The sequence below is a fragment of the Nocardioides pakistanensis genome (genome assembly GCF_054781215.1).
This window is the reverse complement of record NZ_BAAGUV010000068.1, coordinates 1-26,957: the sequence shown is the minus strand read 5'-3', so window position 1 is coordinate 26,957 and position 26,957 is coordinate 1. Positions and strand designations below refer to the sequence as shown.

Genomic DNA, 26,957 nt, shown 5'->3' with positions numbered 1-26,957 from the left:
TCGTCACCCTCGTCCAAGCCGCCTGGCGCCAAGGCCCCAGCGGCTAACTGCGAGATCGGGTCAGAGCGGGTCGCGGGAGATCGGGCAGGACATGCACCGCGGGCCGCCGCGGCCCGAGCCGAGCTCGGAACCGGCGATCGCGACGACCTCGATCCCGGCCTCCTCGAGGCGCTCGTTGGTCTCGATGTTGCGCTCGTAGGCGACGGCCACGCGGGGCGCGATCGCCAGGGTGTTGTTGCCGTCGTCCCACTGCTCGCGCTCGGCGGTGACCGGGTCCAGGCCGGTGTCGATCTGGTGCAGCGTGTCGATGCTCATCGCCTTGGCGGCCGCCACGAGGAACGGCTCCGGCTCGCCGACCTCGAGCACCAGGTCGCGGTCGGACTCGCCGTTGCGGTCACGGACGGTGACGGCGTACGCCTGGAGCTGGTCGGCGACGTTGGGGTACATCACGATCTTGTCGACGTCGACCATCGTGCAGACCGTGTCGAGGTGCATCGTGGCCCGCTCCTGCGCGATCGGCACCGCGAGCACGGTGTGCGCGAGGCCGGCGGCGAACAGCTGCCGGGCCATCCGCTCGGCACCGGCGGGGGTGGTCCGCTCGCCGACACCGATGGCAACAACCCCGGCGGCGAGGAGCAGCACGTCGCCGCCCTCGACGTGCTCGGCCTGCCAGCCGTGGATCTTCGGGGTGCCGCGGAACCGCGGGTGGTCGCGGTAGATCAGCTCGGTCAGCTGGGTCTCCCGCTCGCGGGCCGGCATCGCTAGGGAGGTGATCGCGACCCGGTCCTGGATCCAGAAGCTGGAGTCGCGGGTGAACAGCAGGTTCGGCAGCGGGTCGATCAGGAAGTCGTCGCTGGCCAGCAGGCTGGTGACCAGCCCGAAGCCGCCGCGCACCTCGTCGTTGCGCACCCCCGCGGTGAGGAACGTGGCCAGCTCCTCCGGGGTCTGGTCGTGCAGCGCGTCGGTGAGGTAGCTGCGCAGCGTGTCACCGAGGTGCAGGCTCGACATCGCGCCGACGATCGCGTGCTCACGGGCCTCGGGCGCCTGCAGGGTCTCGACGAGCAGGTCGGTCAGGTACAGCACCTCGACGCCGCGGTCGCGCAGCGCCTGGGCGAACGCGTCGTGCTCGTCCTGCGCGCGGCTGACCCACGGGATCCCGTCGAAGAGCAGCTTGTCGTTGTTGCGGGGGGTCAGCCGCTTCAGCTCCGGACCGGGACGGTGCAGCATCACGGTGCGCAGGCGTCCGACCTCGCTGGTCGCGCCGTGCACGGCGCCGTTCTCGCTGCCCTGGGTGCTCATGGGGCGAAGCGTAACGCCCGCGGGCTCCCGGGGCGCGCGCCCCGGGCGGGCGTCAGCGGAGCAGCTCGTAGAGGGTCAGCCCGGCGAGCACCAGGCAGACCGCGGCACCGATGTAGTGCAGCATCGACAGCTTCAGGTAGCGCAACAGCACCCGGCCGACCAGGACCGCGAGCCCGGAGACGGCGAGCAGGGCGGCCCAGGCGCCGGCGAAGACGCTGAGCGGGTCCTCGTACTTCGCCACCAGACTGATCGTCAGCAGCTGCGACAGGTCGCCCCACTCCGCGGCGAACAGCACCAGGAACGAGGCGCCGACCGCCTTCAGCCCGGTCCGGGTCTCGGTGGCCTTGGCGGCGTACTCCTCCTCGGTCTCGGCCTCCTCGGCGTCGGCGCCGGGCGCGGACTTGAACAGCAGCACGGCGCCGGCGAGGAAGATCGCGACGGCGACGCTGCGGATCAGCGTCTCGGGCAGCAGCGTGGCCAGCTGCCCTGCGGTGACCGCGATCAGCACCTGCAGGAAGAACGCGAGGCCCACCCCGATCCACACCAGCAGCGGCCGGTAGCGCGTGGAGAGCACCAGCGCCGCGATGAAGGTCTTGTCGGGCAGCTCCACGATGAAGATCGCACCGAACGTGAGGGCGACGACGGCCAGGTCCATGGGGCGTCACGCTATCTCGCCTAGAGTTGACGGGTGACCCCGCCCGGTGTGCCCCCCGCCCGCTATGCCTACCTCGGCCCCGAGGGGACGTTCACCGAGCAGGCGTTGCGCTCGGTGCCTGCCGCGGCGCACGCGGAGCTCCAGCCCTGCGCGACGGTGACCCTGGCGCTCGCCGCGGTGCGCAGCGGCGAGGCCGACGGCGCGGTGGTGCCGATCGAGAACTCCGTCGAGGGGTCGGTGCCGGTGACCCTCGACGAGCTGGCCACCGGCGAGCCGCTGATGATCACCCGCGAGATGACGGTGCCGATCGCGTTCTCGCTGCTGGCCCGGCCGGGTACGACGCGCGAGGACCTCAAGGTCGTGGCCACCCATCCGCATGCCGCGGCGCAGACCCGCCGCTGGATGGCGCTGCACCTGCCGCACGCCGAGGTCGTGCACGCCTCGTCCACGGCTGCCGCGGCTGCCGCGGTCGCCGACCCGGCGTCGCACTGGGACGCAGCGATCTCCGCGCCGCTGGCCGCCGAGCACTACCGGCTCGCGGTGCTGGCCGAGCAGATCGGCGACAACCCAGACGCGATCACGCGCTTCGTGCTCGTCTCCCGGCCCGGGGTGCCGGCACCCAGGACCGGCCGTGACAAGACCTCCCTGGTCGCATTCATGCGCGAGGACCACCCCGGTGCGCTGCTGGAGATCCTCGAGCAGCTGACCATGCGCGGCGTGAACATGACCCGGATCGAGTCCCGGCCGACCGGTGCCGCGCTCGGCAACTACTGCTTCTCCATCGACTGCGAGGGACACGTCGACGACGCGCGCGTCGGGGAGGCGCTGATGGGCCTTCGCCGGGTGTGCGCCGACGTCCGGTTCCTCGGCTCCTACGAGCGGCACGACGGGATCGCCCCGTCGGTGCGGCCGGGCACCTCCGACGCGGAGTTCGCCGACGCTGCGGCCTGGCTCGCGCGCCTGCGCAACGGCGGCTGAGCGCGCGGCTACCCTCGGGCGCGATGAACGACACCGCCCTCCCCCTCGCCGCCCTGCTGGTCGCGCTCGTCGCGCTGGTGCTCGGCGGGCTCGCCCTGCGTCGGTCGCAGCCGCGTGGCCGCCGTACCCCTGCCACGGCCGACGACCTGCCCACCGACGTCGCCGGGCTCCGTGCCGAGGTGCAGGCGCTGCGTGTCGAGGCGTCGCAGGCGTTGCGGCACCTCGCGGTGGTGCGGTACGACGCGTTCGGCGACATGGGCGGCCACCTGTCGTGGTCGCTGGCCCTGCTCGACGACGGGGGAGACGGGGTCGTGCTCACCTCGATCCACGGCCGCAGCGAGGCTCGCACCTACGCCAAGAGCATCGCCTCCTGGTCGTGCGAGCAGCAGCTCTCCCCCGAGGAGCAGGAGGCGATCAAGTTCGCCAGGAACGCCTGAGCCGGCCCCGGCAGCCGGACGCTCAACCGTCGGCGTAGGCCCGCTCGAGCTCGGCGATGTCGAGCTTCTTCATGCCGAGCATCGCCTTCGTGGCAGCCTGCACCTTCGCCGGGTCGTCACCGGTGACCAGCTCGAGCCACCGGCTCGGCACGATCTGCCAGGACAGGCCGTACCTGTCCTTGAGCCAGCCGCACTGGACCTCCGTGCCGCCGTCGGCGGTCAGGGCCTCCCAGAGCCGATCCACCTCAGCCTGGTCGTCACAGCGGACTTCGAACGACACCGCTTCGGTGAACGGGAACTGCGGTCCGCCGTTGATCGCGACGTACTCCTGCCCGAGCAGCTCGAAGCGGACCACCATCGTCGAGCCCGGCTCACCCGGCCCGCCCTCGGGGTAGGGGACCACGGCCAGGATCCGCGAGTCGTCGAACAGGGAGGTGTAGAACCGCGCGGCCTCCTCGGCCTCGGTGTCGAACCACAGGTTGGCGACGATCTTCTGCATGAGCCTCTCCTTCGTACGGCGGTGTGCTCTATGGACTCCCGGCCGGACCGGAACTCATCTGCCCTAGCATCGCGAGCCATGAACCCGCTCAGGCCCGTGGCGATCCGGATCGGCCGGATCAGCTGGCTGCCGCGGTACCTGCGCCAGATCGTCGCCGTGGACAAGGCGGTGCACCGCGTGACCGGCGGCCGGTTCGGGCTGCTCGACCTGGCTGGGCTGCCGCACCTGATGCTCACCGTGCCCGGTCGCCGGACCGGCATCGCGCGCACCACGCCGCTGCTGTGTGTGCCGCACGAGGGTGCGTTCCTGGTCGCCGGCTCGAACTGGGGTGCGCCGACCCTGCCGGCGTGGGTGCACAACCTGCGGGCGCACCCCGAGGCGCTGGTGCACCACCGTGGCCGTGACGTCGAGGTCGTGGCGCGCGAGGTCGGCGGGCCGGAGCGGAACGACCTGTGGCAGGTGATGCTACGGACCTGGCCGAACTACGCGGCGTACGCCCGGCGCACCAGCCGGGTGATCCCGGTCTTCGAGCTCACGCCGCGCTGACCGTCGTACTCCCCACGTGCTGTGGACGCATCACACGCTTTCTGCCGCGTGTGGAGCGTCCATAACCCCGCGTTACAACTGGCGGGGGGGTCAGCGGGGGACGCGCACCAGCAGCCGGCCGTGGATGCACTCGGCGCGAATCTCCTTGCCCGGGCCGATTGGGTCGCCGTCGAGCTGCCGGGCGGTGTCGTGGGCGGTGCGGACCACCACCGAGCGGCCGGTCATCCGGTTCAGCTGCTCGTCGACCCGCTTGCCCTTGCTCATCACCCGCCACACCAGCGGCAGCCAGCTGACGAACCGGCGCGGCGACACGATCACCACGTCGAGCACGCCGTCGTCGATCGCCGCGTCGGGGAGCAGCGGGATGCCCGCGGTCAGGTAGCCGACGTTGCCGACCACGACGGTCAGCGCACGGTGCTTGGTGAACGGGCCGTCGTCGACGGAGATCTCCACCTTGAACGACGGGGAACGCAGCTGTCGCAGGCCGGACACGAAGTAGGCGAGCCAGCCGATCCGGGCCTTGATCGCGTCGTCGGCGCCCTCCATGATCGCCGCGTCGAACCCCATCCCGCCCATCACCATGTAGTGCTCGTCCGGGCCGATCCCGTCGCCGGAGACCGCGACCAGGTCGATCGCGCGGTCCTGGCCGTTGAGCGCGGTGTCCACCGCCGCCTCGAGGTACAGCGGGAGGCCGAGGTTGCGGGCCAGCAGGTTGCCGGTGCCGGCGGGGACCACGCCGACCGGGATGCCGGTGCCGGCCAGCTCGGCGCAGACGGTGCGGACGGTGCCGTCGCCGCCGCAGACCAGCACCAGCTCGGCGCCGTCGACGGCCGCGGCGTGGGCCATCGACCGCCCGGGGTCTTCGATCGTGGTCAGGTGCCAGCTCGGGGCCGACCAGCCGGACTCCCGCGCCTGGTCCTGCACCATCGCCTGGAACGCGGCGACGTCGTCGACCTTGATCGGGTTGAGTACGACGGCCAGCCGCTTCGTCTGCGGGACCACGCTGGTCAGCGGCTCGACCACCTTGCGCCGCGGGGCGGGGTGGTAGACGGCCAGCCCGACCAGCACCCAGAACGCGCCGACCGAGAACCCGGCGAGCACGTCGGAGATGCTGTGCACGCCGAGGAAGATCCGGTCCACGCCCACGAGCAGAACCAGGAAGAGCCAGAAGCCGACCAGCGCCCGGCGCAGCGGACGACGGCGCACGAACACCAGCGTGAGCACGATCGCCACGCCCATCGCCGAGGCGATCCCCGAGGAGTGCCCCGACGGGAACGCGTAGCTGTCCAGCGCGTGGATCGGGTCCTCCCACACCGGGCGGTCCCGCTGGAAGAAGCGCTTGAGGAAGTAGGTGGTGAGCGAGGCAGCGAGCATCACGCCGGCCGTCCACACCGCGGCCCGCAGCTGCCGGCGCAACAGGAGAACGGCCACGAGCAGGACGGTCGCCACCGTCAGTGGGATCGTCTCGAAGGCGAGCTCGATCGCGTGCAGGACGTCGAAGGCGAGCGGGTGCTGGGCGGTCCACGCCTGCGGGTCCTGGCCGACCGTGCGGTCGAGGTCGAGCAGCGGCTGCCAGCGGACCTTCACCATCACCGCGAGGGTCACCAGCAGCGCGAGGGGGACGGCGGCCCAGGCGAGCAGGCGTGGCGTGGTGGGGGTGCGGACGGGCACGGTGCTCCAGCTTCGGGTGGACGGGTCGGGGGGAAGTTGTCGCGGTCAAGTATGACGACCGGCGGCCGTCCGCCCCGTCGTACCCTCACCCGGCGTGTGCGAAGCCCATCAGCGTGGTGACCTCGGCCTCGAACGCCTCCACCAGCCGCTCGGGGTCGGGCACGTTGTCCGCGTCGGCACGGAACCCGACGTGCACCTCGCCGGCGTAGCTGAAGATCGAGACGCCGAGGGTCTGGTCGCCGGACTCCGGAGGCCAGCTGAGGATCCGGGTGATCCGCGAGCCGGCGAGGTACCTCGGCTCGCGCGGTCCGGGCACGTTGGTGGTCACCCCGATCGCCTTGCCGGCGAAGAAGTCGACGAAGAACCGCTCGAGCTCCGGCCCGCTGCGGCCGATCGCCTTGATCAGGCCGAAGGTGAGGAAGACCTCGGGGGAGTGCTTGATGACGTCCATCCGGTGCTTGGCCTCCGCGATCCGCCCCAGCGGGCTCGGCGAGCCGATCGGCAGGGAGAGCAGGACCAGGGCGAACCGGTTGCCGAGCTGCTTGGGCAGCGGTCGGTCGAGCGGCCGCACGTTGACCGGGACCATGGTGGCGGTGTCCTCGGGCGTCCCGCCGTGCTCGAGGGTGTAGGTCCGCAGCGCCCCGGCCACGGCGGCGATCATGATGTCGTTGAGAGTCGCGCCGGTCGCCGTGCAGACCCGCTTGACGTCGGGGAAGGCGATCGGGTCGCACCAGACCACGCGCTTGGTGGTGCCCGGGGTGCCGCTGAACGGCAGCCTGGGGCGGGGGCCGAGCAGCAGCTTGTCGGCGATCGCGGCGGTCCGCTCGGTCTGCGTGAAGGCATCGCCCACGACGTGCGGCTCCAGCAGGCGCGGGGCGTTCCGCAGCAGCTGCGTCCCCGCGCTGGCCAGCGCGCCCGCGGCGGAGCCGGCGGCGTCCAGGACCCGCAGCGCCCCCTCGACGATGCCCATCTCCGGCTCGTTGCTGTCCGTCGCCTCCGCGGCCGGGTCGGGCAACGGCTCGCCGTCGGGGGAGGAGTCGGTCAGCGACAGCAGCACGCGGGCCAGCGCGATCCCGTCGGCGAGCGCGTGGTGCAGGCGGCAGAACACCACCGCGCCACCGGCGTACCCGTCGACCAGGTGCATCTCCCACAGCGCCCGGCTTCGGTCCAGCGGCTGGGAGTTGTGCTCGGAGACGTAGCGCTGGAGGTCGGCGTCGTCACCGGTCTCCAGACGGGCGCGCACGAGGTGCTGCTCGAGGTCGAAGTCGTAGTCCTCCCAGTGCGGAGGTCCGACGTGGGTGCGTGACATCACCGGACGCTGCATGAAGACCGGGTAGCGCTCGATCATCCGCACCCGGGCGGTCTCGACGAGCCGGCCCCAGTCGACCGGTCCCTCGAGGAACATCAGGCTGTCGATCACCATCAGGTTGTTGGCTCTGTCCATGTTGAGCCAGATGGTGTCGACGGGACCGATCAGTCGCTTCCCCATGAGGTGAGCGTGGCACCGTGCACGCGGCCGCGGCAGGGTCGGTGGTCCCGTGATCCGCCGACGGAGGAAACTCGTGTGCACCAGCCAGATATCCTCGTACGGTGATCGATCCTCGACTGCTCCGTGACGACCCCGACCGTGTCCGTGAAGGGCAGGTCAAGCGTGGCCTGTCTCCCGACGTGGTCGACCAGGCGCTGGCGGCCGACGAGCGACGTCGCTCCGCGATCGCGGACTTCGAGCGGCTGCGCGCCGAGCAGAAGAGCCTCGGAAAGCAGATCCCGCAGGCGACAGGCGACGAGAAGGCCGAGCTCCTCGCGCGCACCAAGACCCTGTCCGCGGCGGTGAAGGAGGCCGAGGCGGCGCAGGACGAGGCCGAGCGCGCCTTCCGCGGGCTGCTGCTGTCGATCCCCAACGTCGCCGCGGTCGAGGCCCCGTCGGGCGGGGAGGACGACTTCGTCGTGCTCGAGCACGTCGGCACCCCACGCGACTTCGCCGCTGAGGGCTTCGAGCCCAAGGACCACGTCGAGCTGGGCCGGATCCTGGGCGCGATCGACGTCGAGCGCGGTGCGAAGGTCTCCGGCGCCCGCTTCTACTACCTCACCGGCGTCGGCGCCGACCTGGAGTTCGCGCTGGTCAACATGGCGATGGACCAGGCCCGTGAGGCCGGGTTCACCACGATGGTGCCGCCCGCGCTGGTCAAGCCGCGCGCGATGGAGGGCACCGGCTTCCTCGGCCAGGCCGGCGACGACGTGTACCGGATCGAGGGCGAGGACATGTACCTCGTCGGGACCTCGGAGGTGCCGCTGGCGGCGTACCACTCCGACGAGATCCTCGACAGCTCGCAGCTGCCGCTGCGTTACGCCGCGTTCAGCCCGTGCTACCGGAAGGAGGCAGGCTCCTACGGCAAGGACACCCGCGGGATCATCCGGGTGCACTGGTTCGACAAGGTGGAGATGTTCTCCTACACCACGATCGAGGAGTCGTACGACGAGCACCGGCGCCTGCTGGGCTGGGAGAAGGAGTGGCTCGAGAAGCTCGAGCTGGCCTACCGGGTCATCGACACCGCGGCCGGTGACCTCGGCCTCTCGGCACAGCGCAAGTTCGACTGCGAGGCGTGGATCCCCACCCAGGGCAGGTACCGGGAGCTCACGTCCACCTCGAACTGCACCGACTTCCAGGCGAGGCGGCTCGACGTGCGCGCCCGGTTCGAGGACGGCGTGAAGCCGGTGGCCACCCTCAACGGCACGCTCGTGGCGATCCCGCGCACGATCGTGGCGATCCTCGAGACGCACCAGCAGGCCGACGGGTCGGTGCGCGTCCCGAAGGCCCTGCAGCCCTACCTCCAGGGCCGCGAAGTGCTGGAGCCCGTCGCGAAGTGACCTACCGACCCAAGCTGGTCGCCCTCGACATCGACGGGACGATCCTCATCCCCCACCCGGAGAACGGGTTCAGCGACGACACGGTCACCCCGGCCGTGCGAGCGGCGATCGACCGCGCCTACAACGCCGGGGCGCACATCGTGCTGGCCAGCGGGCGGGCGCCGCTGAGCATGAGCCAGGTGCTGACCCACCTCGACATGCCGCGCGAGAAGGGCACCGACGTGCTCGGGGTCGCGTCCAACGGCGCGGTCACGTTCTCCTTCCCGCCACTGCGGGTGGTGCACGAGATCACCTTCGACGCGCGCGAGGCGGTCACCGCCGTGCTCGAGCACGTGCCGGACGCCGCCGTCGCGGTCGAGGAGCACGGAGTCGGCTACCGGGTGAACCGGCACTTCCCCGAGGGTGAGCTCGACGGGGAGATGATCCTGACCCCGATCGAGGAGATGATCGCCAGCGAGGTCAGCCGTGTGATCATCCGCGACCCTGACGCGACCTCGGAGGACTTCGTCCAGCTCGCCGACAAGCTCGGCCTGCAAGGCACCAACTACTTCATCGGCTGGACCGCCTGGCTCGACCTCGCCCCCGAGGGTGTCTCCAAGGCCAGCGCGCTCGCCGACGTCGCACGCCGGCTCGGCGTCGACCGCGAGGACGTGCTCGCGATCGGCGACGGCCGCAACGACATCGAGATGCTCGAGTGGGCCGGCCGCGGTGTGGCGATGGGTCAGGCGCCCGACGAGGTCAAGGAGGCCGCCGACGACGTGACGGCGCCGGTGTACGAGGACGGCTGCGCCGTCGAGCTCGACCGCTGGTTCTGACATGAGCGGCCGACTTCCCCGCCTGGTCGCCACCGACCTCGACGGCACCCTCCTCCACACCGACGGCACCGTGACCGCGCGCACCCGCGAGGTGCTCACCGCGGTCGAGGAGCTCGGCGTCACCGTCGTGTTCGTGACCGGCCGGCCCGTGCGCTGGATGGACGACCTGTGGGAGCACGTCGGCGGGCACGGGCTGGCGGTCGTCTCCAACGGCGGGATCCTGTACGACGTGCACGCCCGCGCGGTGCGGATGGCCCGGCCGATCCGCGTGGACACCGCGCTGGAGGCCGCGAAGGTCCTCCGCGACGCCGTCCCGGGCACGACGTTCGCGATGGAGCGGATCGAGGGCTTCGCCAAGGAGCCCGGGTTCATGCCGCGGCTGCAGCCGCCGGCGGACATGCTCGTCGGCCCCGCGGAGGAGATCCTCGACGAGACGGTCGTGAAGCTGCTCGCCCGCCACGACGAGCTGGAGCCGGAGCCGTTCTGGGCCGAGGTCGAGTCCCACGTCGGCCACCTGCTGACCACGACCTGGTCGTCGGTCGGCGCGCTGGTCGAGATGAGCGCCCCCGAGGTCAGCAAGGCGAGCACCCTGGAGCTGCTGTGCGCCGACCTCGGCATCGACGCCTCGGAGGTGGTGGCGTTCGGCGACATGCCCAACGACCTGGCGATGCTCGAGTGGGCCGGCACGTCGTACGCCATGAGCAACGCGCACCCCAGCGTCCGGGAGCTCGCCGACCATGTCGCCCCGACCAACGAGCAGGACGGCGTCGCGGAGACGCTCGCGGCGATCTTCGACCTGTGATGTGATCGGGGCAGTTCCCGACCGGTCACCAGGAGGTACGACCGTGGACCTGCTCAGCCAGGACGAGATCGACCGCGCACTCGAGCGGGAGCTCCCGCAGTGGCGTCAGGACGGCGACAGCATCACGCGCTCGGTGACGGCCGCGTCGTTCATGGACGGCATCCGGCTGGTGCAGCGCGTCGCCGAGGTCGCCGAGGACCTCGACCATCACCCCGACATCGACATCCGCTGGACCACGGTGACGTTCACCTTGTCCACCCACTCGGCCGGCGGGCTCACGTCGAAGGACCTGCGGCTGGCCGCCGACATCGACCACCTCGCCCGTTAGCCGGGGGTCAGAGGTACATCCCGCCGCCGCGGCCCTGACGCTCCTCGGCCGCCTGCTGGGCAGCCGCCTGCTGTGCGGCCTGTTGAGCCGCCTGGATCGCCTCCTCGGGCACCATCCCGGGCGGAAGCGCGCGGCGCATCTGCTCCAGCTGGGCACGCGCGGCGACCTGCTGGGCATAGATCGCGGTCTGGATCCCGTGGAAGAGGCCCTCGAGCCAGCCGACGAGCTGGGCCTGCGCGATCCGGAGCTCGGACTCCGACGGCGTCGCGTCGGTGAACGGCAGCGAGAGCCGCTCGAGCTCCTCGACGAGCTCGGGCGCCAGGCCGGCCTCGAGCTCCTTGATCGAGGACTGGTGGATCTCCTTGAGTCGGGCGCGGCTGGCCTCGTCGAGCGGAGCGGCCTTCACCTCCTCGAGGAGCTGACGGATCATGCTGCCGATCCGCATCACCTTGGCCGGCTGCTCGACGAGGTCGGTGATGTGGCGCTCGCCGTCCTCGTCCTCCTCGTCGTCGCCGCCCTCGGACTGCGGGCCGGACATGGCCATCCCGCCGGGACCGATCACGACGACGCGCGGCTCCTCCTCGGGGCCTTTGCTGCCGTGGTTCTCCTCGCTCATGCCTTCACCTTACGCAGTCAGGACGATCTTGCCGACGTGGTCCCCGGACTCCATCAGGGCATGCGCCTTCGCGGCCTCCGACAGCGGCAGCGTGGCGTGCACGACCGTGCGCACCGAGCCGTCGGCGACCAGCGGCCACACGTGCTCGACCACGCCGGCACAGATCGCGGCCTTCTCCTCGACCGGTCGGGCGCGCAGCGACGTGGCGATCACCGCGCCGCGCTTGGAGAGCAGCTTGCCGATGTTCAGCTCGCCCTTGACCCCGCCCTGCATGCCGATGATCACCAGCCGGCCCTGGACGGCCAGCGCGGAGAGGTTGCGGTCGAGGTACTTCGCGCCCATGTTGTCGAGGATGACGTCGGCACCGTGCCCGTCGGTGGCGGCCTTGACCTCCTCGACGAAGTCCTGCTCTCGGTAGTTGACCGCCACGTCGGCGCCCAGCGAGCGGCACAGCTCGAGCTTCTCCTCGGTGCCGGCGGTGGTGATCACGCGCGCGCCGAGCGCCTTGGCCAGCTGGATCGCCATGGTCCCGATGCCGCCGGCGCCGCCGTGCACCAGCAGCGTCTCGCCCGCCTGCAGCCCGGCGATCATGAACACGTTCGACCACACGGTGCACGCCACCTCGGGCAGCGCGCCGGCAGTGACCAGGTCGACCCCGTCGGGCACCGGCATCACCTGGCCGGCCGGGACGAGCACCTTCTCGGCGTACCCGCCTCCGGCCAGCAGGGCACAGGCCTCGTCGCCGACCTGCCAGCCGGACACGTCCGGTCCGACGGCGCTGATCCGCCCCGAGCACTCGAGGCCGAGCACGTCGGAGGCCCCGGGCGGCGGCGGGTAGTTGCCCTGCCGCTGCAGGGTGTCGGCGCGGTTCACCGAGGTCGCCGTCACGTCGACGACGACCTCGCCCGGTCCCGGCGTGGGGTCGGGCAGGTCGGTCAGGGTGAGGACCTCGGGTCCTCCGGCCTGGGCAGCGATGACGGCACGCATGGTCCCAGGCTAGGGCGCCGCGCCTACTCGGTGCCGATCAGGTCCTCGGCGTTGAAGTCGTCGGCGCTGACGTCGTCGCCGCCCCACTTGAGGGCCAGCGCCTGGGCACGCCCGGCGAGCTCCTCGACGTCGGCGGCGCTGCCGCCGCGCAGGGCTGCCGCGTAGCCGACCAGGAAGGTGGTGATCGGCGCGGCAGGGCGTTCGACCTCGTGCGCGGCGTCGCGGGCGAGGTCGAGGATGAGGCCCTCGTCGATCTCTGCGTCCTCCAGCTCGAGGATGTCGCAGAGCTCGTCGATCCAGTCGTGGAGGTTCACGGTCCCAGGGTTATACGCAGCGCCGGAGTTCGCAAGCGAATCTCCTATCCGCCGCTGAGGAGTGCGCCACGCGCCCGGGGAGCCCTCACTCCTGGCCACGGAGGTCGCGCAGGTCCTCCCACGTGTCGACGTCGCGCGCCTCGTCGGCGACCGCGGGCACCGGTACGACGTTCAGCGGCATCATCAGCCGGCGGATCGCCAGGCCGTGCCGGTCCTCCCGGTTCACCGGAGCGGCACCGGCCAGCGCGTCGTACCGGTAGACCCCCGCCAGCCACTGCTTGTGCCCGCCCGCGTCGCTCAGGCAGGCCGCGTCGGCGTCCGGCGCAGTGGCCAGTACGCCGACCAGCCGCTCGAGCGTCCCGGCGGTGAACCGGGGCATGTCGACCGCGAGCACGCACACGAGGTCCGGCCGCACCGCCAGCGCGTCGAGGCCGGCGAGCAGCCCTGCGGCCGGCCCCCCACCTGCGGGGTCCTCCCGGGTCCAGGTCACCGGCCGGCTGGTCGGCACCTCGGGGCCGACCACGACCACCTCGTCGACGGCGGCCGTCCCGACGAGGGCGTGCTCGAGCAGGGTCCGGCCGTCGATCTCGATGGAGGCCTTGTCCGCGCCGCCCAGGCGCACGCCGGTGCCGCCGGTGAGGACCACCGCCGCGATCCGGACGGGGTGTGCGGGCGCGGAAGGCATGACCGCAGTCTTGCGCAGCCCGGCGCGGGTGGCACCCTGGGGGCGTGACCGCTCTGACCGTCGCCGTCGTCCAGCTCGCCTCGTCGCTCGACCCCGCGGAGAACCGCGAGGCGCTCGGCATCGTCGAGGAGATCTGCGCGCGCGACCCGAAGCCGGGGCTCGTGGTGTTCCCCGAGGTGATGATGCGCGACTTCGGCAAGCCCGGATCGGACGTGTCGGAGTACGCCGAGGACCTCGACGGACCGTTCGTGAAACGGCTCGCCGAGCTGGCCGCCGCGCACGACGTCACCCTCGTCGCCGGCATGTTCGAGCGCAGCGGCGACCCGGCCCGGCCCTACAACACCCTGGCCGTCGTCGACGCAAGGGGCCTGCGGGCGTCGTACCGCAAGATCCACCTCTACGACTCCTTCGGCTACAAGGAGTCCGAGCGGCTGCTCGCCGGGGAGATCGAGCCGGTGGTGGTCGAGGTCGGCGGCCTCACCGTCGGGCTGATGACCTGCTACGACCTGCGCTTCCCCGAGCTCGCACGAGCCCTGGTCGACCGCGGCGCCGAGCTGATCGTCGTACCCGCCGCCTGGGTGGCGGGCCCGCACAAGGTCGACCACTGGCGCACTCTCCTGAAGGCGCGGGCGGTGGAGAACACCGTGTACGTCGCCGCGGCCGGCCAACCGGGTCCGCGCTACACCGGCCACTCGATGGTGGTCAGCCCGCGCGGCGAGGTCGTCGAGGCCGGGGACGACGACGTGGTGACCGTCGCCCGCGTGGACCCCTTGGTCCTCGAGGAGGTCCGTGCCGAGAACCCGTCGCTGGCCAACCGACGCTTCTGAGCGGTGCCCGCCCGGTTGATAGTCTCGCCGCGCCAGGACGCCCTGGCTGTCCGTCGTCCGTCGTGAGGGTCTGACCGTGGTCCGTGCCGAGCAGAAGCCCGGTCGTCGCCGCGCCGAACCGACCCGCAAGCTGCGTCGGACGCCTCGCCCGGCGAAGCAGCAGAAGCCGGTCGAGGAAGCCCGGCGCGCTGTGCCGCCGCGGCCCCCGCGGCCACCTCGGCAGAAGAGGTCGCCGAAGCTCGCGCTGCGCCGCCGGCTCCTCGTCGGACTGTGGTTCACCCTGCTCCTGGCCGCGGTGGTGGCCGTGTCGCTGCCCTGGACCCCGGTCGACCTCCCGCGCGCCGTGCCGCTCGCCGGAGCGGTCACGGTGACCACCCTGTTCACCCACGCACTCGCGGTGCGCACCGGAGGCCGACCGCTCCTGGCCGGTGGCCTCGCGCTCGCGCTCGCGGGTGCGGCGGTGGTGTCCCAGTCGCCGGTGCTGCTCGCGGGGGCCGTGGTCGGTACGGCGGTCGTGGCGGCTGTCGTGGCGGTCGTCGCGACGACCCCCGCCCCGCGGTTCTCCCGCGTCGTGCGCGAGGTCGCCTTGGCCAAGCTGGTCGCCGCGATCGGGGCCCTCGGAGTCAGCGCCTACGACGCCGAGGTCTCCGTGGAGCGCACCAGCTATCTCGCCCTGGGCTTCTCCCTGCTCGGCGCCCTGGTCCTCGTCTACCGGCTCGGGGCCGGACTGCAGGGGCTGGGCCGTCGCGGCTTCGTGATGATCATCAGCGGGGTCGCGCTGCTGACGGTCACCCTCGCCTACACCGAGGCCCTCGCCCGCTGGGGATCGCCCGGGATGATCGAGAGCATCGACCAGGCCTTCGAGACGGTGCGGGACACGATCGGGGCCGTGCCGCGGCCGATCGAGGTGCTGCTCGGGGTCCCGGCCCTGGCGTGGGGCGTCTCGACCCGTGCCCGGCGGCGTCAGGGGTGGTGGGTCTCCGCCTTCGGCGCGCCCGGCCTGGCCGTGGTGGCCGTCTCGTTGCTCGACACGGGCCTGCTGGAAGCGGGCCTGTCGGTGCTCTACAGCCTCCTCCTCGGCCTGCTCGTGGGCTATGCCGTGATCCGGGCCGACCTGTTCCTCACCGGCGCCCGCGGACGGCGCGCGAGACGCCTCGAGGAGCTCGCCGCGCACCGGCCCGAGCCGGGCCGGCTGCACCCGCTGCTGTGACCGGACCGACCGGCTTCCGGCGTACCTGCGGGTAACGACACGCCGCGTGTACCGTCCGCTCCATGGCCCGCCCTCCCAAGACCTCAGAGATCCGCGCCGAGATGGTGGCGAACGTGATGAGCGTCGTCGTCGCCCCTGGTGACCGGCTCGCCGCCGGCGACACGGTGGCCCTGCTGGAGTCGATGAAGATGGAGATCCCGGTGCTCACCGAGACCGGCGGGACGGTCACCGCGGTGAAGGTCGGCGAGGGCGACGTGGTCCAGGAGGGCGACGTCCTGGTCACCCTCGAGGTCTGACGCCGAACGGCCGCTCGCCTACACTCTGCGGGGTGGCCGGCTCGAGCGCACGCCCGGGCCGGTGCACGGAGGGGTGCCGGAGTGGCCGATCGGAACCGCCTTGAAAGCGGTCGCTGGCAGAGATGTCAGCCGCGGGTTCGAATCCCGCCCCCTCTGCTGATCCTCCCGTGCCGGTCGTCTCGGTCGCCGGGGTCCTTACTCCGATCCGCCGAGCTCGAGCGCGACACCGTCGTACACCAGGTCGTTGAGGCGCTGACCGTGGCGCTGCAGCTCGGTGACCAGCCGCTTCAGCTCCGCGCGCACCGACTCCGCGTCGGGGGAGCCCACGAGCTGGGAGCTGAGCAGCTCCAGCCGCATCAGGAGTGACTCCCGTTCGCGAGTGAGTGTGCTCTGCCGGGAGGCGAGCCAGGCGTCCGTCGCGCGGGAGAACTCCTGCGCGAGGGCGTCGTGCACGGTGTTCACGCGGTGCCGAACGAGCCAGCGCCACATCTGGTGCCGGCGGGGGGCGTCGAGGGCTTGCTCGAGGCCGGTGATCGCATGTGTCAGTCCAGACATCGTGCACCTCCGGTGGGGGGCCAGTGGCCTGAGGGGGAAACCTCAGTGTGACTCCGACCACATCGTGTGACAAGGGACATCGAGGATCGGTTTGGTGGTCTGGGCAGCGCCCGGGTCTAATCGGTGCGTGCCCAACGACTACCGACTGGCCCGCCCGATGGCGGCCCGGCTCATGGGCGTCCTGCTCGCCCTGCTCGGCCTGATCGTGCTGCTCACCACCGTCGCCGTCGGCCTCCTCGACCTGCCGACCCTGCTCCTCGCCGCGGTCGGAGTCGGCGTGCTGCTGGCGGTGCTCGCCGGCGGTCTCCTGCTGACCCGTCGCACCACCGTGGTCAGCCTGACCGACGTCGGGTACCGCGTCCGCCTGGTGCGTGGAGCCGGTGTGATGGCGGCGCGCTGGACCGACGTGGAGGACGTCGTCACCGCCACGGCCTCCGGCGAGAAGGTGGTCGTGCTGCGCCTGCGCGACGGGGGTACGACGACCATCCCGGTGCGCATGCTCGACTCGGACCCGGACGCCTTCGTCCAGGACCTCCAGCAGCACCTCAACACCGGCCACGGCTACCGCCGGATCCGCTGACCTGCAGCCCCGATTGGCCCCCGCCCCATGGCCACGGGTAGCCTGTCCTTCGCTGTCTGGAGGTGTCGCCTAGTCCGGTCTATGGCGCCCGCCTGCTAAGCGGGTTGAGGGCAAACCCCTCTCGCGGGTTCAAATCCCGCCACCTCCGCCAGACCCGAACGGCCCCACGAAGCACTGCTTCGCGGGGCCGTTCCGCGTCCGGAGGTCACTCCTCGCCGGACTGCTCGTCCTCGACCGACTGCTCGCTCTCGGCGGGCTCGCCGATCTCGGTGTCGCCGACCGGCGGGTCGAGCTCGATGTAGGCGCCGACCCGGAAGTCTCCGACGGTGCGGATGGTCACCGGCTGCAGCCCGACCGGCCGGCCGTCGCGGTAGGTGACCAGCGTGATTTGGGCGTTGCGCCGCAGCTTGCTGCCGACCGCGATCGCGTACGCCGCGCCGCCGGTGGTCCCGTTGGTGTAGCTGTAGCCCACCTTGCCGTTCACCCCGATGTACTCGGTCGGCCCGAGCTGCTCGTGGACGTGACCGGCGACGACGAGGTCCACACAGCCGCGCTCCAACGCGTAACGGCCGGTGTTCGCGTCGTGGGTGAGCAGCGTCGCCACCCGATCACCCTGCTCGTCGTACTCACAAAGCTGGTCGGCGACGGCTTCCGCGTGCTCGCTGAACGACAGGCCCTTCTCGTCCCGCCAGGAGCCGAGGCCGCTGCTGCGGGGGTCGTCGGCGCCGAGCAGCCGCACGTCGCCGGGGGCGTCGACGGCCTCACCGCCGAACCGCTCGAAGCCGAGCTTGCCGAGGTACTCCGCGACGAACTCGCCGTAGTCATGGTTGCCGGTCACCGCGAACCGGTCGTAGTCCTCGAACACCCGTGCCAGCGAGTCGAGGCTGAACGCCTCCCACTCCGACCCTGTGGAGGTGTCGTCGCCGGCGTCGAGCAGCACGGACGCGCCCCCGGCGTCGGCGATCGCGCGGGCCACCTTGTCCATGCCGACGTTGTCGTGGCGGTCGCTCACCAGGAGGGCGACGGTCTCGTCCTCCTCCGGCTGCCGGATCTGGTCGGCGATGTCCGGGACCGCGTCCGCGACGCGGGTGTAGAACTCGAACCCCTTGCTGTAGCTGGCCAGCAGGCTCTCGGCGATCCGCTTCGTGCCGGTGGTGAACAGCCCGGCCTCCACCTCGAGTGGCTGGGCCTGCTCGGGGATGGGCACCCCGCTGAGCTCGTCGCCGATCGGCTGCCACTCGGAAGCCTGCTCGGTGGTCGTGCCGCCCCAGCCCCAGGGCTGGAGGACGGCTGCGGCGATGACCGCGAGTCCCAGCGCGCTGAATGCGGTACGGCGCAAGGTCACGTGTTGGAAGAGCTCGGCTCGGCGCCGGCTCCCGAGCAGCAACCACAGGGCGGGCCCGGCCAGGCCGGCGAGGGCTCCGCTGACGGCAGCGTCGAGGGCCATCCCGGTCATCGCGCCGACGACCTTGGCGACCTCACCCTCGGGCTGGGCGCCGATCACCGTGTAGCGGTCGATCAGCTCGTCGTACGACGTCAGCGTGGTCTTGCCGAAGTCGATGTGCGCACCCAGCCAGCGCTCGGTGGGGTAGCGCAGGTTCGGCAGGTAGGGCCCGAGGTCGAGCGTGGCGTAGCCGTCGAAGGTGGGCGTCACCACCGCGTCATGTCCGGCCACCGCGGTCGCCTCGCTGCTGCCCACGAACGTCAGCGCAGCGACCGGGAGCGCCACCACGGCCCAGGTCGCGGCGAGCGCTCCGAGCAGGCGCAGGCGGGGACGACTCATCGGGTGAAGCCTAGGCGTTGCATGTTCGTGCAGGTTCCTAGCGTCCATCGGCTCGGTCTGCCGAGCGCGTCGCAGCGACGCCGGGCGAGGGCGGCAAACCCTTCACGAGCCAGCCGGCCCGAGTCGGATCGCGGCATTGCGCCGGACATGTCGCACGCATCAATGCTTGCTGTGGCGCCGCCAGTAGGCAAGGATTGCCCCCAGCATTGCGACGAGGCCCCAAAAGTCGGCATTTGTCCGATATTCGAGCGCGGCTCGCATTATGCATCTCCATTGAGGACGTCGCAGCGAAACGCCGTTTCTGCAGAAAGTTGCACTGCAAAGCCATGAGGTCCGCTTGGGTAGCACAAGCACAGCGGCGTGCCGGAGACTGATACCGGGCCACCGTCCCAGTGGCCATACCACGACTGAACACGAGGTTGACCGATGAAGAAGACGCGCATCGTCGCCAGGATCATCGCCGGGGCTGCAGCCTCCGCCCTTCTCCTGACCGGTATCGCCACCGCGCCCGCGCAGGCCGACAGCGGCTGGAACCAGATCAAGACGATCAAGAAGGACACCGGCACCGTCAAGCAGCTCCGTGACAGCGGCTGGAACCCGATCTGACGGTCGCCACGAACCGTCACAAATGCGCCGACCTCGGCGCCACATGGCTTGAGACGGGGACGAACTAACTAGCCATCCCCCCGGCAGTTCGATCCCAGCGCCATCCCCCCGGCCCGTCTCAACCCGCGAGGGCAGACACGTTCCCCAACGTGATCTGCCCTCGCCACATTTCGGGGGCGGGCCACCACGTGGGCGGGCAGCCAGGGCCTACTCGTCCCCGTCTGCCCCGGTGTCGTCGTCCACGACCGTCCCGGTCAGCTCGGCCAGACCTTGGGCCTTGCCCATCGCGTGCCCGAGCTGGAAGCGGGTCTGCACGCCGTACTCCTCCTTGAGGGCGGCGATGTAGCCGGCGTAGGTGCGGGTACTCACGCCGAGCCGCTTCGCACTCGCGGGATCGCTGTGCCCCTCGACCAGGAGCCGGATGGTCATCGCGCGGACGTCCTCGGCGATCGTCTTCTCGTTCTTCGCCTCGTGAGCGGTGAACGGCCGTCCACGCTCCCAGGACCGGTCGAAGATGTCGACCAGGTAGTCGACGATGTGCCGATCCCGCAGGGCCAGGGCGATCGCGTGGTCCTCGGAGCCTGGTATCACCGCCACCTCACGGTCGATGATGATCAGGCGCTTGAAGAACTCGTCGAGCGTGCGGACCTCACCGCCGTGCGCGGTCAGCTCGGCGACGTACTCCCGGGTGGCGGGGCTCTGCCTGGCAGAGTGCTGGTAGAGGGTGCGCATCTTGACACCGCGGTCGAGCGCCCGGAGGTCGCGGTTCTCGGCCTGGGCCAGGGCGTTGGCCGGCCTTCGACCGTACGGCTGGGCGGTGAGCAGCTCTGAGCGGGCGTCGCTGATCTGCGCCTGCAGGAAGTTGTCGATCTGGGTGATGCCGCGCAGCTCCGTGATCGGAGCGACGTCGGAGCGCATCGACCGCCGATAGGTCTGCCCGAGATCCGCGAAGGCCTCGGCCCACTGCGCCGACTCGTGGAGCAGCTCGGCCCCCTCGCTGCTGAGGGGGACGACGACACGGTTCTGGACGGTCGACGGGTCGACCGGGAGGTACTCGGTCTCCGCGGTGTTCGGCACCAGCAGGCCGATGTCGAGCAGCAGGTCGAGGGCTGGGCGGAACTCGCCGCCGTCGGCGAACCGGGGGTCGTTCGCGGGGAGCTTTCCGTGCGCGGCGGCGTTGCTGTACAAGCGTCCGGCGGAGGCCTCGAGCAGCTTCCGTTCGTCAGGTCCGTACCTGCTCGCCAAGGCGACGATTCCTCCCTCTCCCCCGAAAGCAAAGTATGCCCTAGTCGGGTAAGCGAGGCGATCCGGACCCGCGCCCCTCCCGGACAACGCGAAGGGCCCCCGACCGTGATCCGGTCGAGGGCCCTTCGTGGCCGACAGGGCCTAGCTGGTCATCCCGAGACGGGCCTTGAGGCTGTCGAGCTCGGTCCAGAGTACGGCGGGCAGGTCGTCGCCGAACTTCTGGAACCACTCGGTGATCTGCGGGATCTCGGCCTTCCACTCCTCGACGTCGACGCGCAGCGCCTCCTCGAGGTCCTCCGCAGACATGTCCAGGCCGTCGGTGTCCAGAGCGTCCGGCGTGGGCACGTAACCGATCGGCGTCTCGACGCCCTCGGCCTGGCCGTCGATCCGCTCGACGATCCACTTCAGCACGCGGCTGTTCTCACCGAAGCCGGGCCACACGAAGTTGCCGTCGGCATCGCGGCGGAACCAGTTGACGTAGAAGATCCGGGGGAGCTTCGCGGCGTCGTTGTCCTTGCCGACCGTGATCCAGTGGTTGAAGTAGTCGCCGGCGTTGTAGCCGATGAACGGCAGCATCGCCATCGGGTCGCGGCGCACGACGCCGACCGCACCGGTCGCGGCAGCCGTGGTCTCGCTGGAGAGCGTGGCGCCCATGAAGGTGCCGTGCGTCCAGTCGCGGGCCTCGGTGACCAGCGGGATGGTGTCCTTGCGACGGCCGCCGAACAGGATCGCGTCGATCGGCACGCCGTTGGGGTCGTCGTACTCCGGCGCCAGGATCGGGCACTGCTTGATCGGCGTGCAGTAACGGCTGTTGGGGTGGCTGGAGAGCTCGCCCGACTCCGGCGTCCAGTCCTCGCCCTTCCACGAGGTGGCGTGGGCCGGCATGTTCTCCATGCCCTCCCACCACACGTCGCCGTCATCGGTGAGGGCGACGTTGGTGAACACCGAGTTGCCGATGTCGATCGTGCGCATGGCGTTGGGGTTGGTCTTCTCGTTGGTGCCCGGCGCGACGCCGAAGAAGCCGAACTCCGGGTTGACCGCGTAGAGGCGCCCGTCGTCGCCGACCCGCATCCAGGCGATGTCGTCGCCGAGGGTCTCGACCTTCCACCCCGGGATGGTCGGGGCGAGCATCGCGAGGTTGGTCTTGCCGCAGGCGCTCGGGAACGCGGCTGCGACGTACTTGGTGACGCCCTGCGGGCTGGTCAGCTTGAGGATCAGCATGTGCTCGGCGAGCCAGCCCTCGTCGCGTGCCATGACCGACGCGATGCGGAGCGCGTAGCACTTCTTGCCGAGCAGGGCGTTGCCGCCGTAGCCGGAGCCGTAGGACCAGATCGCGCGCTCCTCGGGGAACTGCACGATGTACTTGGTCTCGTTGCACGGCCAGGCGACGTCCTGCTGGCCGGGCTCGAGCGGCATGCCGACGGAGTGGAGGGCGGGCACGAAGTCGGCGTTCAGCTCCTCCATCCGGCGGAGGACGTTGCTGCCCATGCGGGCCATGACGCGCATGGAGGCGACGACGTAGGCGGAGTCGGTGATCTCGACGCCGAACATCGGGCTCTCGGCCTCGAGGTGACCCATCACGAACGGGATGACGTACATCGTGCGGCCACGCATCGACCCGCGGTACAGGTCGGTCATGATCGCCTTCATCTCGTTCGGGTCCATCCAGTTGTTGGTGGGCCCGGCGTCGCGCTCGTCGACGGAGCAGATGAAGGTGCGGTCCTCGACGCGCGCCACGTCGGTCGGGTCGGAGGCAGCCCAGAAGGAGTTGGGCTTCTTCTCCTCGTTGAGCCGGACGAAGGTGCCGCTCTCGACGAGCGCGTCGGTGAGCTGGACCCACTCCTCCTCGGAGCCGGTGCACCAGTGGATGTTGTCGGGCTGAGTGAGCTCGGCGACCTCGTTGACCCAGTTCAGGATCCCCTGGTGGGTCGTGGGCGCACTCTGGTTCTTCTCGCTGCTGTCGATCGCAGTCTCGGCGGTCATGGCCTACCGTTCCCTCTCGCGCGTCCGGTATGCGGAAAGGCGCATCCGGCCATCGAGCGTATCGATGGAGTGTCGTGGAGTTGTTTTTCCTGTGATCGCCGCTTCGTTGCAGCGATCCTTCTTGGAGGAGCCCGCGTACGCCGCGCGCCTCTGCGCGCCGTAACAGGGTGCTAGTGAATGTACTCACATGCTCTGAGGGCGGCTATTGGATCGATCAACGGGCCGGCTCGCGGGGTCGGGGTCGCCGTGCGAGTGCGGTCACATCAGCCCGCCTCGATTTTCGTCCGCGCCGTGAGCACGCTAGAGTTCACACGCCCAACGGCACGCGCTCGTAGCTCAACGGATAGAGCATTTGACTACGGATCAAAAGGTTGGGGGTTCGAATCCCTCCGAGCGCGCACAGACAGAAGCCCAGGTCCATCCCCCGTGACCTGGGCTTTTGTCTTGCCACGCAGGCGGCCCGGAGCCCGCAACCGTGGGTCGTCAGTGGGCGCGTCCGGATGCCCCGCACGGACGGGCTCGAAGCCACGCGCCGGATCATGGCCGGTCCTCACCCGCGGCCGCGGGTGGTGGTGCTGACGACGTTCGACGCCGGCGAGTACGTGCTGGCCGCCCTGCAGGGCGGCGCCCGGGCGGCGGGTGGGGTGATGCCCCGTGGGCCAGGGGGGCTATGCCGTGACTATGCCGAGTAAAGGCCCGGACCAGGCCTTTTCGGGACATTCGACACCTGGAGTTCCCATATGCCCCGGCCGATGTACAGAGTGGACCCTCAGGTCTCCGACGTCGCGGGGGACGCACGGCTTCGAGGGCTCCCCGCGGCCGGACGGGGGTCAACGGCCGCGGGCAGGTCGCCTTGCACACCGGCGGGGCGATGTCCGTCGACCGAAGGAACCCGAGATGACCTCCCACCGGCCCACCTCCTGGTGGCACTCCAATGTCGCCGCACGCTGGTTCGACCACCGCAGGATGCGCACGAAGGTGTTGTTCGTGGCGGCGATCGGCCTGCTCCTGGCCACGGTGATCGGGCAGGTCGCGGTGACCCAGATGAGCGCAATCGCCGACGAGGCAGCGGCCATCGAGGAGGAAGGGCTGCAGCCGGTCGGCCAGCTCAACGAGGTCCGCCAGTGGTTCCTGCAGACCCGGATCGACGCGCTCGCCGACGAGATGCAGACCGTCGAGGGGCCTGAGCACGAGGCGTTCCTGACCGATGTCCAGGCTGTCGACGACGCGCTCGCCGCCTTCGAACGGGACACCTACCTCGACGCCGCCGACCAGGAGCTGATCGCGGACTTCCGGGTCAGCTGGGCCTCCTACCAGGAGATCGTGGGCGGCCCGCTGCTCGAGCTGGCGCGGGCGCAGCGGTGGCCGGCCTACTTCGAGCTGCGTGACGCGGAGGTGAAACCGCTCGCGGCCGACATCGACAAGGTCCTGACGGCTCTGGAGGAGATGATCGACGGCGAGGCCGCGGTCGCGGTCCAGCGCGCGCAGGACGCGTACGCGTCGGCGCGTCTCACGACGTACCTGTTCCTCGCCCTCGGTGCGCTCCTCCTGCTGGTCGTGGCCCTGTGGATCGCAGGCCGGATCGCGGGTCCCATCGGTCGCACCGCGGACGCCCTGCGTGGTCTGGCCGACGGGCGGCTCGACCAGCACCTGGACCTGGACAGCAAGGACGAGATCGGCCAGATGTCGACCGCGCTGAACACGGCCAGCGTCACGCTTCGCGAGGCCATGGCGCAGCTGGACGGCAACGCCCAGGCGCTGGCGTCGGCCTCCGAGGAGATGTCGAGCGTGTCGGGCCAGATGGCGGGTTCGGCACAGGAGTCGGCGGCCCAGGCGGACCTGGTGTCCACCGCCGCCGAGCAGGTCTCCCGCAACGTGCAGACCGTCGCCACGGGGACCGAGGAGATGTCGGCCTCGATCCGGGAGATCGCGCAGAACGCCGCAAGCGCCGCCGGCGTGGCCGCTCAGGCGGTCGAGACCGCGGAGACCACCACGCGCATCGTCGCGAAGCTGGGCGAGTCCTCCACCGAGGTCGGCAACGTCGTGAAGGTGATCAACTCGATCGCGGAGCAGACCAACCTGCTCGCCCTCAACGCCACCATCGAGGCGGCGCGGGCCGGCGAGGCGGGCAAGGGGTTCGCGGTAGTCGCGAACGAGGTCAAGGAGCTGGCCCAGGAGACGTCCAAGGCGACCGAAGACATCTCCCGTCGGATCGAGGCGATCCAGACCGACACCCAGGCGGCAGTCGTCGCGATCGGGGAGATCACCTCGATCATCGCCCGGATCAGCGACGCCCAGAACACCATCGCCTCAGCGGTGGAGGAGCAGACGGCCACCACGAACGAGATGAGCCGCAACGTCGCCGAGGCCGCCACCGGCTCCAGCGACATCGCTCAGAACGTCACCGGTGTCGCCAGGAGCGCTGCGGACACCACCGCGGCGGCCGGGTCGACCAGCCAGGCCGCCGAGGAGCTGGCCCGGATGGCGACGCAGATGCAGCAGCTCGTGTCCAAGTTCAGCTACTGAGCCGCGCCGGCTCGCCGTGATCGACGGCCCTGGGAAAAAACCTTCCCAGGGCTGTCGATCTGCGCCAACCTCGTTCGACGTGTGAGTAAGAGGGGCGCAGGAGGTGCCCCGGCGACACGAGGAGACACCATGGCGAAGTACATGCTGATCATGCGCGACAGCGACGCGGCGATCGAGGCGGCTAAGAACGTCCCCTTCGAGGAGATCATCGCGGCGATGGGCCGCTTCAACGAGTCGATGATGGACGCCGGCGTGCTCGTCGGCGGCGACGGGCTGGCGCCGGCCGACGAGGGGTTCGTCGTGGACTACTCCCAGACCCCGCCGGTGGTCACCGACGGGCCGTACGGCGAGACCCACGAGCTGTTCAACGGCTTCTGGATCATCGAGGTCGCCACCAAGGAGGAAGCCGCCGAGTGGGCGCGCCGGGCGCCGCTCGGGCCGGGCACGAAGATGGAGGTCCGGCGGATCCCCGGCATCGAGGAGTTCCCGCAGGACAACGAGTGGATCCAGAAGGAGCAGGGCTGGCGCGAACAGCTCGCCGAGAAGTGATGGACCCGCGAGCGAGTGTCGAGGCGGTGTGGCGCGTCGAGTCCGCCCGCATCGTCTCGACCCTCGCCCGCGTCGTCGGGGACTTCGAGCAGGCCGAGGACCTCGCCCAGGTGGCGCTGGCCGAGGCGCTGGAGAGCTGGCCGGTCACCGGCGTACCGGAGAACCCCGGAGCGTGGCTGACCACGGTCGCGAAGCGGCGGGCCGTGGACGCCTGGCGCCGACGCGAGCGTCAGGACGCGGGCTACGCCCGGCTCGCCGGCGTCGACGAACCGTCCACGGAGCCCGCCTGGGAGCCGATCCCCGACGACGTGCTGAGGCTGGTGTTCGTCGCCTGCCACCCGGTGCTCGGCCGCGAGGCCCAGATCGCGCTGACCCTGCGTGTCGTCGGCGGCCTGAGCTCGGAGGAGGTCGCGCGGGCGTTCTTCGTGCCCGTGCCCACGATGCAGGCGCGGATCACCCGCGCGAAGAAGACCCTGTCCGCCGCGCGGGTGCCGTTCGAGGTGCCGGAGCCCCACGAGTGGGCCGACCGGCTGGCCGGCGTGCTGGCGGTGATCTACTCCGTCTTCACCGAGGGGTACGCCGCGACGTCCGGCGAGACCTGGATGCGCCCCGACCTGGCGCGGGAGGCGTTGAGGCTCGGCCGCGTGCTCGCCCGGCTGGTCCCGCGCGAGCCCGAGGTGCACGGCCTGCTGGCGCTCATGGAGCTCCAGTCCTCCCGGTTCGCCGCCCGCGTGGCCCCCGACGGCTCGCCGGTGCTGCTGCCGGACCAGGACCGGCGCCGCTGGGACCGGTCCGCGATCCATCGCGGTCGTGAGGCGCTGCGCCGGGTCGGCGAGCTGGGCCGCGGCCGCGGCGCCTACGCCCTGCAGGCCGCGATCGCCGAGGTGCATGCCACCGCGCGCACCTACGACGAGACCGACTGGCCCCGCATCGTGCTCCTGTACGACGCTCTCGCCCGCCTCGCACCGAGCCCCGTCGTCGAGCTCAACCGGGCCGTCGCGATCTCGATGGCCGAGGGACCCGAGGCGGCACTGCCCCTGGTCGACCAGCTCGTCGACGCGGGCGCGCTGGCCGGCTCCCACCTGCCCCGCAGCGTTCGCGGCGAGCTGCTCGCCCGGCTGGGACGGGTCGAGGAGGCGGCAGCCGAGCTCGCCGCCGCGGCCGGGCTCACCTCCAACGAGCGCCAACGACACACCCTGCTCGACCGGGCAGCGGCGCTGCGCGTGAACGCTCAGACCCGGTTCCGCAGGTAAGTCCCGAGGTTGTCGGGGTGTGAACGCAACAAGTGCCTTTCAGT

At 71.0% G+C, this 26,957-nt stretch carries 28 protein-coding genes and 3 tRNA genes; 18 read left to right on the top strand and 13 right to left on the bottom strand.

What is annotated here, in order from left to right:
- Positions 1–60: 60 nt before the first annotated feature.
- The gene (locus ACYVIH_RS19920) at positions 61–1,299 is read right to left on the bottom strand and encodes an arginine deiminase (RefSeq protein ID WP_460871286.1); all 1,239 of its coding nucleotides are present in this window, start codon (positions 1,297–1,299) and stop codon (positions 61–63) included.
- A gap of 52 nt (positions 1,300–1,351) precedes the next feature.
- Complete coding sequence (locus tag ACYVIH_RS19915; RefSeq protein WP_460871285.1) at positions 1,352–1,954, bottom strand: TMEM165/GDT1 family protein; 603 nt, start codon at positions 1,952–1,954, stop codon at positions 1,352–1,354.
- A gap of 33 nt (positions 1,955–1,987) precedes the next feature.
- Here ACYVIH_RS19915 and pheA point away from each other — a divergent pair, with 33 nt between their 5' ends.
- Entirely contained in the window at positions 1,988–2,932 is a 945-nt protein-coding gene (pheA, locus tag ACYVIH_RS19910; RefSeq protein WP_460871284.1) for a prephenate dehydratase, read from the top strand.
- Positions 2,933–2,955: 23 nt separating this feature from the next.
- Positions 2,956–3,369: a DUF4446 family protein gene (locus tag ACYVIH_RS19905; protein WP_460871283.1), complete on the top strand. Its 414-nt coding sequence runs from the start codon at positions 2,956–2,958 to the stop codon at positions 3,367–3,369.
- Positions 3,370–3,391: 22 nt separating this feature from the next.
- Here ACYVIH_RS19905 and ACYVIH_RS19900 read toward each other — a convergent pair whose 3' ends face one another.
- Complete coding sequence (locus tag ACYVIH_RS19900) at positions 3,392–3,868, bottom strand: VOC family protein (protein WP_460871282.1); 477 nt, start codon at positions 3,866–3,868, stop codon at positions 3,392–3,394.
- A gap of 78 nt (positions 3,869–3,946) precedes the next feature.
- On the opposite strand from ACYVIH_RS19900, the gene ACYVIH_RS19895 reads away from it, so the two are divergent.
- Complete coding sequence (locus ACYVIH_RS19895; protein ID WP_460871281.1) at positions 3,947–4,414, top strand: nitroreductase/quinone reductase family protein; 468 nt, start codon at positions 3,947–3,949, stop codon at positions 4,412–4,414.
- 90 nt (positions 4,415–4,504) lie between these two features.
- Here ACYVIH_RS19895 and ACYVIH_RS19890 read toward each other — a convergent pair whose 3' ends face one another.
- Both ACYVIH_RS19890 and ACYVIH_RS19885 read right to left on the bottom strand, forming a co-directional pair.
- Positions 4,505–6,085, bottom strand: coding sequence for a bifunctional phosphatase PAP2/diacylglycerol kinase family protein (locus ACYVIH_RS19890; protein ID WP_460871280.1), 1,581 nt, complete (start codon positions 6,083–6,085; stop codon positions 4,505–4,507).
- A gap of 85 nt (positions 6,086–6,170) precedes the next feature.
- Positions 6,171–7,574: a wax ester/triacylglycerol synthase family O-acyltransferase gene (locus ACYVIH_RS19885; protein ID WP_460871279.1), complete on the bottom strand. Its 1,404-nt coding sequence runs from the start codon at positions 7,572–7,574 to the stop codon at positions 6,171–6,173.
- Between the two features lie 101 nt (positions 7,575–7,675).
- On the opposite strand from ACYVIH_RS19885, the gene serS reads away from it, so the two are divergent.
- Genes serS through ACYVIH_RS19865 form a run of 4 tightly spaced genes read left to right on the top strand, consistent with a single transcriptional unit; the run spans position 7,676 to position 10,898 of the window.
- Positions 7,676–8,953, top strand: coding sequence for a serine--tRNA ligase (serS, locus tag ACYVIH_RS19880; RefSeq protein WP_460871278.1), 1,278 nt, complete (start codon positions 7,676–7,678; stop codon positions 8,951–8,953).
- Positions 8,950–9,768 (top strand): HAD family hydrolase, encoded by an 819-nt coding sequence (locus ACYVIH_RS19875; RefSeq protein WP_460871277.1) that lies wholly within the window; start codon positions 8,950–8,952, stop codon positions 9,766–9,768. The genes serS and ACYVIH_RS19875 overlap by 4 nt, the downstream gene beginning before the upstream one ends.
- Position 9,769: 1 nt before the next feature.
- Positions 9,770–10,570: an HAD family hydrolase gene (locus ACYVIH_RS19870; RefSeq protein ID WP_460871276.1), complete on the top strand. Its 801-nt coding sequence runs from the start codon at positions 9,770–9,772 to the stop codon at positions 10,568–10,570.
- A 43-nt stretch (positions 10,571–10,613) separates the two neighbouring features.
- Positions 10,614–10,898 carry a 4a-hydroxytetrahydrobiopterin dehydratase gene (locus ACYVIH_RS19865; RefSeq protein WP_460871275.1) on the top strand — a complete coding sequence of 95 codons (285 nt, stop codon included), beginning with the start codon at positions 10,614–10,616 and terminating at the stop codon, positions 10,896–10,898.
- Positions 10,899–10,905: 7 nt separating this feature from the next.
- Here the strand turns inward: ACYVIH_RS19865 and ACYVIH_RS19860 are convergent, their stop codons facing one another.
- The 4 genes from ACYVIH_RS19860 to mobA all read right to left on the bottom strand — a co-directional run bounded on the left by ACYVIH_RS19860 (position 10,906) and on the right by mobA (position 13,500).
- Complete coding sequence (locus ACYVIH_RS19860; RefSeq protein ID WP_460871274.1) at positions 10,906–11,514, bottom strand: bacterial proteasome activator family protein; 609 nt, start codon at positions 11,512–11,514, stop codon at positions 10,906–10,908.
- 9 nt (positions 11,515–11,523) lie between these two features.
- Entirely contained in the window at positions 11,524–12,501 is a 978-nt protein-coding gene (locus ACYVIH_RS19855) for an NAD(P)H-quinone oxidoreductase (protein WP_460871273.1), read from the bottom strand.
- Positions 12,502–12,524: 23 nt separating this feature from the next.
- Positions 12,525–12,815, bottom strand: coding sequence for a DUF6457 domain-containing protein (locus tag ACYVIH_RS19850; protein WP_460871272.1), 291 nt, complete (start codon positions 12,813–12,815; stop codon positions 12,525–12,527).
- Positions 12,816–12,900: 85 nt separating this feature from the next.
- Complete coding sequence (mobA, locus tag ACYVIH_RS19845; protein ID WP_460871271.1) at positions 12,901–13,500, bottom strand: molybdenum cofactor guanylyltransferase; 600 nt, start codon at positions 13,498–13,500, stop codon at positions 12,901–12,903.
- A gap of 44 nt (positions 13,501–13,544) precedes the next feature.
- Here mobA and ACYVIH_RS19840 point away from each other — a divergent pair, with 44 nt between their 5' ends.
- The 4 genes from ACYVIH_RS19840 to ACYVIH_RS19825 all read left to right on the top strand — a co-directional run bounded on the left by ACYVIH_RS19840 (position 13,545) and on the right by ACYVIH_RS19825 (position 15,989).
- On the top strand, positions 13,545–14,327 hold the full coding sequence (locus ACYVIH_RS19840; RefSeq protein WP_460871270.1) for a carbon-nitrogen hydrolase family protein: 783 nt from the start codon (positions 13,545–13,547) through the stop codon (positions 14,325–14,327).
- Positions 14,328–14,403: 76 nt separating this feature from the next.
- A complete protein-coding gene (locus tag ACYVIH_RS19835; protein WP_460871269.1) occupies positions 14,404–15,537 on the top strand; it encodes a hypothetical protein in 1,134 nt (377 codons plus the stop codon).
- A gap of 62 nt (positions 15,538–15,599) precedes the next feature.
- A complete protein-coding gene (locus tag ACYVIH_RS19830) occupies positions 15,600–15,833 on the top strand; it encodes a biotin/lipoyl-binding carrier protein (protein ID WP_460871268.1) in 234 nt (77 codons plus the stop codon).
- A 67-nt stretch (positions 15,834–15,900) separates the two neighbouring features.
- A tRNA-Ser gene (locus ACYVIH_RS19825) sits at positions 15,901–15,989 on the top strand.
- 39 nt (positions 15,990–16,028) lie between these two features.
- Here the strand turns inward: ACYVIH_RS19825 and ACYVIH_RS19820 are convergent.
- Positions 16,029–16,388 carry a hypothetical protein gene (locus tag ACYVIH_RS19820; protein WP_460871267.1) on the bottom strand — a complete coding sequence of 120 codons (360 nt, stop codon included), beginning with the start codon at positions 16,386–16,388 and terminating at the stop codon, positions 16,029–16,031.
- Positions 16,389–16,515: 127 nt separating this feature from the next.
- Here ACYVIH_RS19820 and ACYVIH_RS19815 point away from each other — a divergent pair, with 127 nt between their 5' ends.
- Complete coding sequence (locus ACYVIH_RS19815; RefSeq protein ID WP_460871266.1) at positions 16,516–16,968, top strand: hypothetical protein; 453 nt, start codon at positions 16,516–16,518, stop codon at positions 16,966–16,968.
- A gap of 58 nt (positions 16,969–17,026) precedes the next feature.
- A tRNA-Ser gene (locus ACYVIH_RS19810) sits at positions 17,027–17,119 on the top strand.
- Positions 17,120–17,173: 54 nt separating this feature from the next.
- Here the strand turns inward: ACYVIH_RS19810 and ACYVIH_RS19805 are convergent.
- Positions 17,174–18,751: a metallophosphoesterase family protein gene (locus ACYVIH_RS19805; protein ID WP_460871265.1), complete on the bottom strand. Its 1,578-nt coding sequence runs from the start codon at positions 18,749–18,751 to the stop codon at positions 17,174–17,176.
- Positions 18,752–19,177: 426 nt separating this feature from the next.
- On the opposite strand from ACYVIH_RS19805, the gene ACYVIH_RS19800 reads away from it, so the two are divergent.
- Positions 19,178–19,357 (top strand): hypothetical protein, encoded by a 180-nt coding sequence (locus ACYVIH_RS19800; RefSeq protein WP_460871264.1) that lies wholly within the window; start codon positions 19,178–19,180, stop codon positions 19,355–19,357.
- Between the two features lie 207 nt (positions 19,358–19,564).
- Here ACYVIH_RS19800 and ACYVIH_RS19795 read toward each other — a convergent pair whose 3' ends face one another.
- Both ACYVIH_RS19795 and ACYVIH_RS19790 read right to left on the bottom strand, forming a co-directional pair.
- A complete protein-coding gene (locus ACYVIH_RS19795; protein WP_460871263.1) occupies positions 19,565–20,602 on the bottom strand; it encodes a LuxR family transcriptional regulator in 1,038 nt (345 codons plus the stop codon).
- A gap of 141 nt (positions 20,603–20,743) precedes the next feature.
- Positions 20,744–22,585, bottom strand: coding sequence for a phosphoenolpyruvate carboxykinase (GTP) (locus ACYVIH_RS19790; protein WP_460871262.1), 1,842 nt, complete (start codon positions 22,583–22,585; stop codon positions 20,744–20,746).
- 325 nt (positions 22,586–22,910) lie between these two features.
- Here ACYVIH_RS19790 and ACYVIH_RS19785 point away from each other — a divergent pair.
- The 4 genes from ACYVIH_RS19785 (at position 22,911) to ACYVIH_RS19770 (ending at position 26,913) form a co-directional block, all read left to right on the top strand.
- A tRNA-Arg gene (locus ACYVIH_RS19785) sits at positions 22,911–22,983 on the top strand.
- Positions 22,984–23,482: 499 nt separating this feature from the next.
- Complete coding sequence (locus tag ACYVIH_RS19780) at positions 23,483–25,111, top strand: methyl-accepting chemotaxis protein (protein ID WP_460871261.1); 1,629 nt, start codon at positions 23,483–23,485, stop codon at positions 25,109–25,111.
- A 129-nt stretch (positions 25,112–25,240) separates the two neighbouring features.
- Positions 25,241–25,660, top strand: coding sequence for a YciI family protein (locus ACYVIH_RS19775; protein ID WP_460871260.1), 420 nt, complete (start codon positions 25,241–25,243; stop codon positions 25,658–25,660).
- Entirely contained in the window at positions 25,660–26,913 is a 1,254-nt protein-coding gene (locus tag ACYVIH_RS19770; protein WP_460871259.1) for an RNA polymerase sigma factor, read from the top strand. The genes ACYVIH_RS19775 and ACYVIH_RS19770 overlap by 1 nt, the downstream gene beginning before the upstream one ends.
- The last annotated feature ends 44 nt before the right edge of the window (positions 26,914–26,957 follow it).

What these genes read in the sequence shown, in the direction of transcription:
- ACYVIH_RS19920 (WP_460871286.1), bottom strand. Translation starts at nt 1,299, where the DNA reads ATGAGCACCCAGGGCAGCGAGAACGGCGCCGTGCACGGCGCGACCAGC.
- ACYVIH_RS19915 (WP_460871285.1), bottom strand. Translation starts at nt 1,954, where the DNA reads ATGGACCTGGCCGTCGTCGCCCTCACGTTCGGTGCGATCTTCATCGTG.
- ACYVIH_RS19905 (WP_460871283.1), top strand. Translation starts at nt 2,956, where the DNA reads ATGAACGACACCGCCCTCCCCCTCGCCGCCCTGCTGGTCGCGCTCGTC.
- ACYVIH_RS19900 (WP_460871282.1), bottom strand. Translation starts at nt 3,868, where the DNA reads ATGCAGAAGATCGTCGCCAACCTGTGGTTCGACACCGAGGCCGAGGAG.
- ACYVIH_RS19895 (WP_460871281.1), top strand. Translation starts at nt 3,947, where the DNA reads ATGAACCCGCTCAGGCCCGTGGCGATCCGGATCGGCCGGATCAGCTGG.
- ACYVIH_RS19885 (WP_460871279.1), bottom strand. Translation starts at nt 7,574, where the DNA reads ATGGGGAAGCGACTGATCGGTCCCGTCGACACCATCTGGCTCAACATG.
- ACYVIH_RS19870 (WP_460871276.1), top strand. Translation starts at nt 9,770, where the DNA reads ATGAGCGGCCGACTTCCCCGCCTGGTCGCCACCGACCTCGACGGCACC.
- ACYVIH_RS19860 (WP_460871274.1), bottom strand. Translation starts at nt 11,514, where the DNA reads ATGAGCGAGGAGAACCACGGCAGCAAAGGCCCCGAGGAGGAGCCGCGC.
- ACYVIH_RS19855 (WP_460871273.1), bottom strand. Translation starts at nt 12,501, where the DNA reads ATGCGTGCCGTCATCGCTGCCCAGGCCGGAGGACCCGAGGTCCTCACC.
- mobA (WP_460871271.1), bottom strand. Translation starts at nt 13,500, where the DNA reads ATGCCTTCCGCGCCCGCACACCCCGTCCGGATCGCGGCGGTGGTCCTC.
- ACYVIH_RS19830 (WP_460871268.1), top strand. Translation starts at nt 15,600, where the DNA reads ATGGCCCGCCCTCCCAAGACCTCAGAGATCCGCGCCGAGATGGTGGCG.
- ACYVIH_RS19820 (WP_460871267.1), bottom strand. Translation starts at nt 16,388, where the DNA reads ATGTCTGGACTGACACATGCGATCACCGGCCTCGAGCAAGCCCTCGAC.
- ACYVIH_RS19805 (WP_460871265.1), bottom strand. Translation starts at nt 18,751, where the DNA reads ATGAGTCGTCCCCGCCTGCGCCTGCTCGGAGCGCTCGCCGCGACCTGG.
- ACYVIH_RS19800 (WP_460871264.1), top strand. Translation starts at nt 19,178, where the DNA reads ATGAAGAAGACGCGCATCGTCGCCAGGATCATCGCCGGGGCTGCAGCC.
- ACYVIH_RS19790 (WP_460871262.1), bottom strand. Translation starts at nt 22,585, where the DNA reads ATGACCGCCGAGACTGCGATCGACAGCAGCGAGAAGAACCAGAGTGCG.
- ACYVIH_RS19780 (WP_460871261.1), top strand. Translation starts at nt 23,483, where the DNA reads ATGACCTCCCACCGGCCCACCTCCTGGTGGCACTCCAATGTCGCCGCA.
- ACYVIH_RS19775 (WP_460871260.1), top strand. Translation starts at nt 25,241, where the DNA reads ATGGCGAAGTACATGCTGATCATGCGCGACAGCGACGCGGCGATCGAG.
- ACYVIH_RS19770 (WP_460871259.1), top strand. Translation starts at nt 25,660, where the DNA reads ATGGACCCGCGAGCGAGTGTCGAGGCGGTGTGGCGCGTCGAGTCCGCC.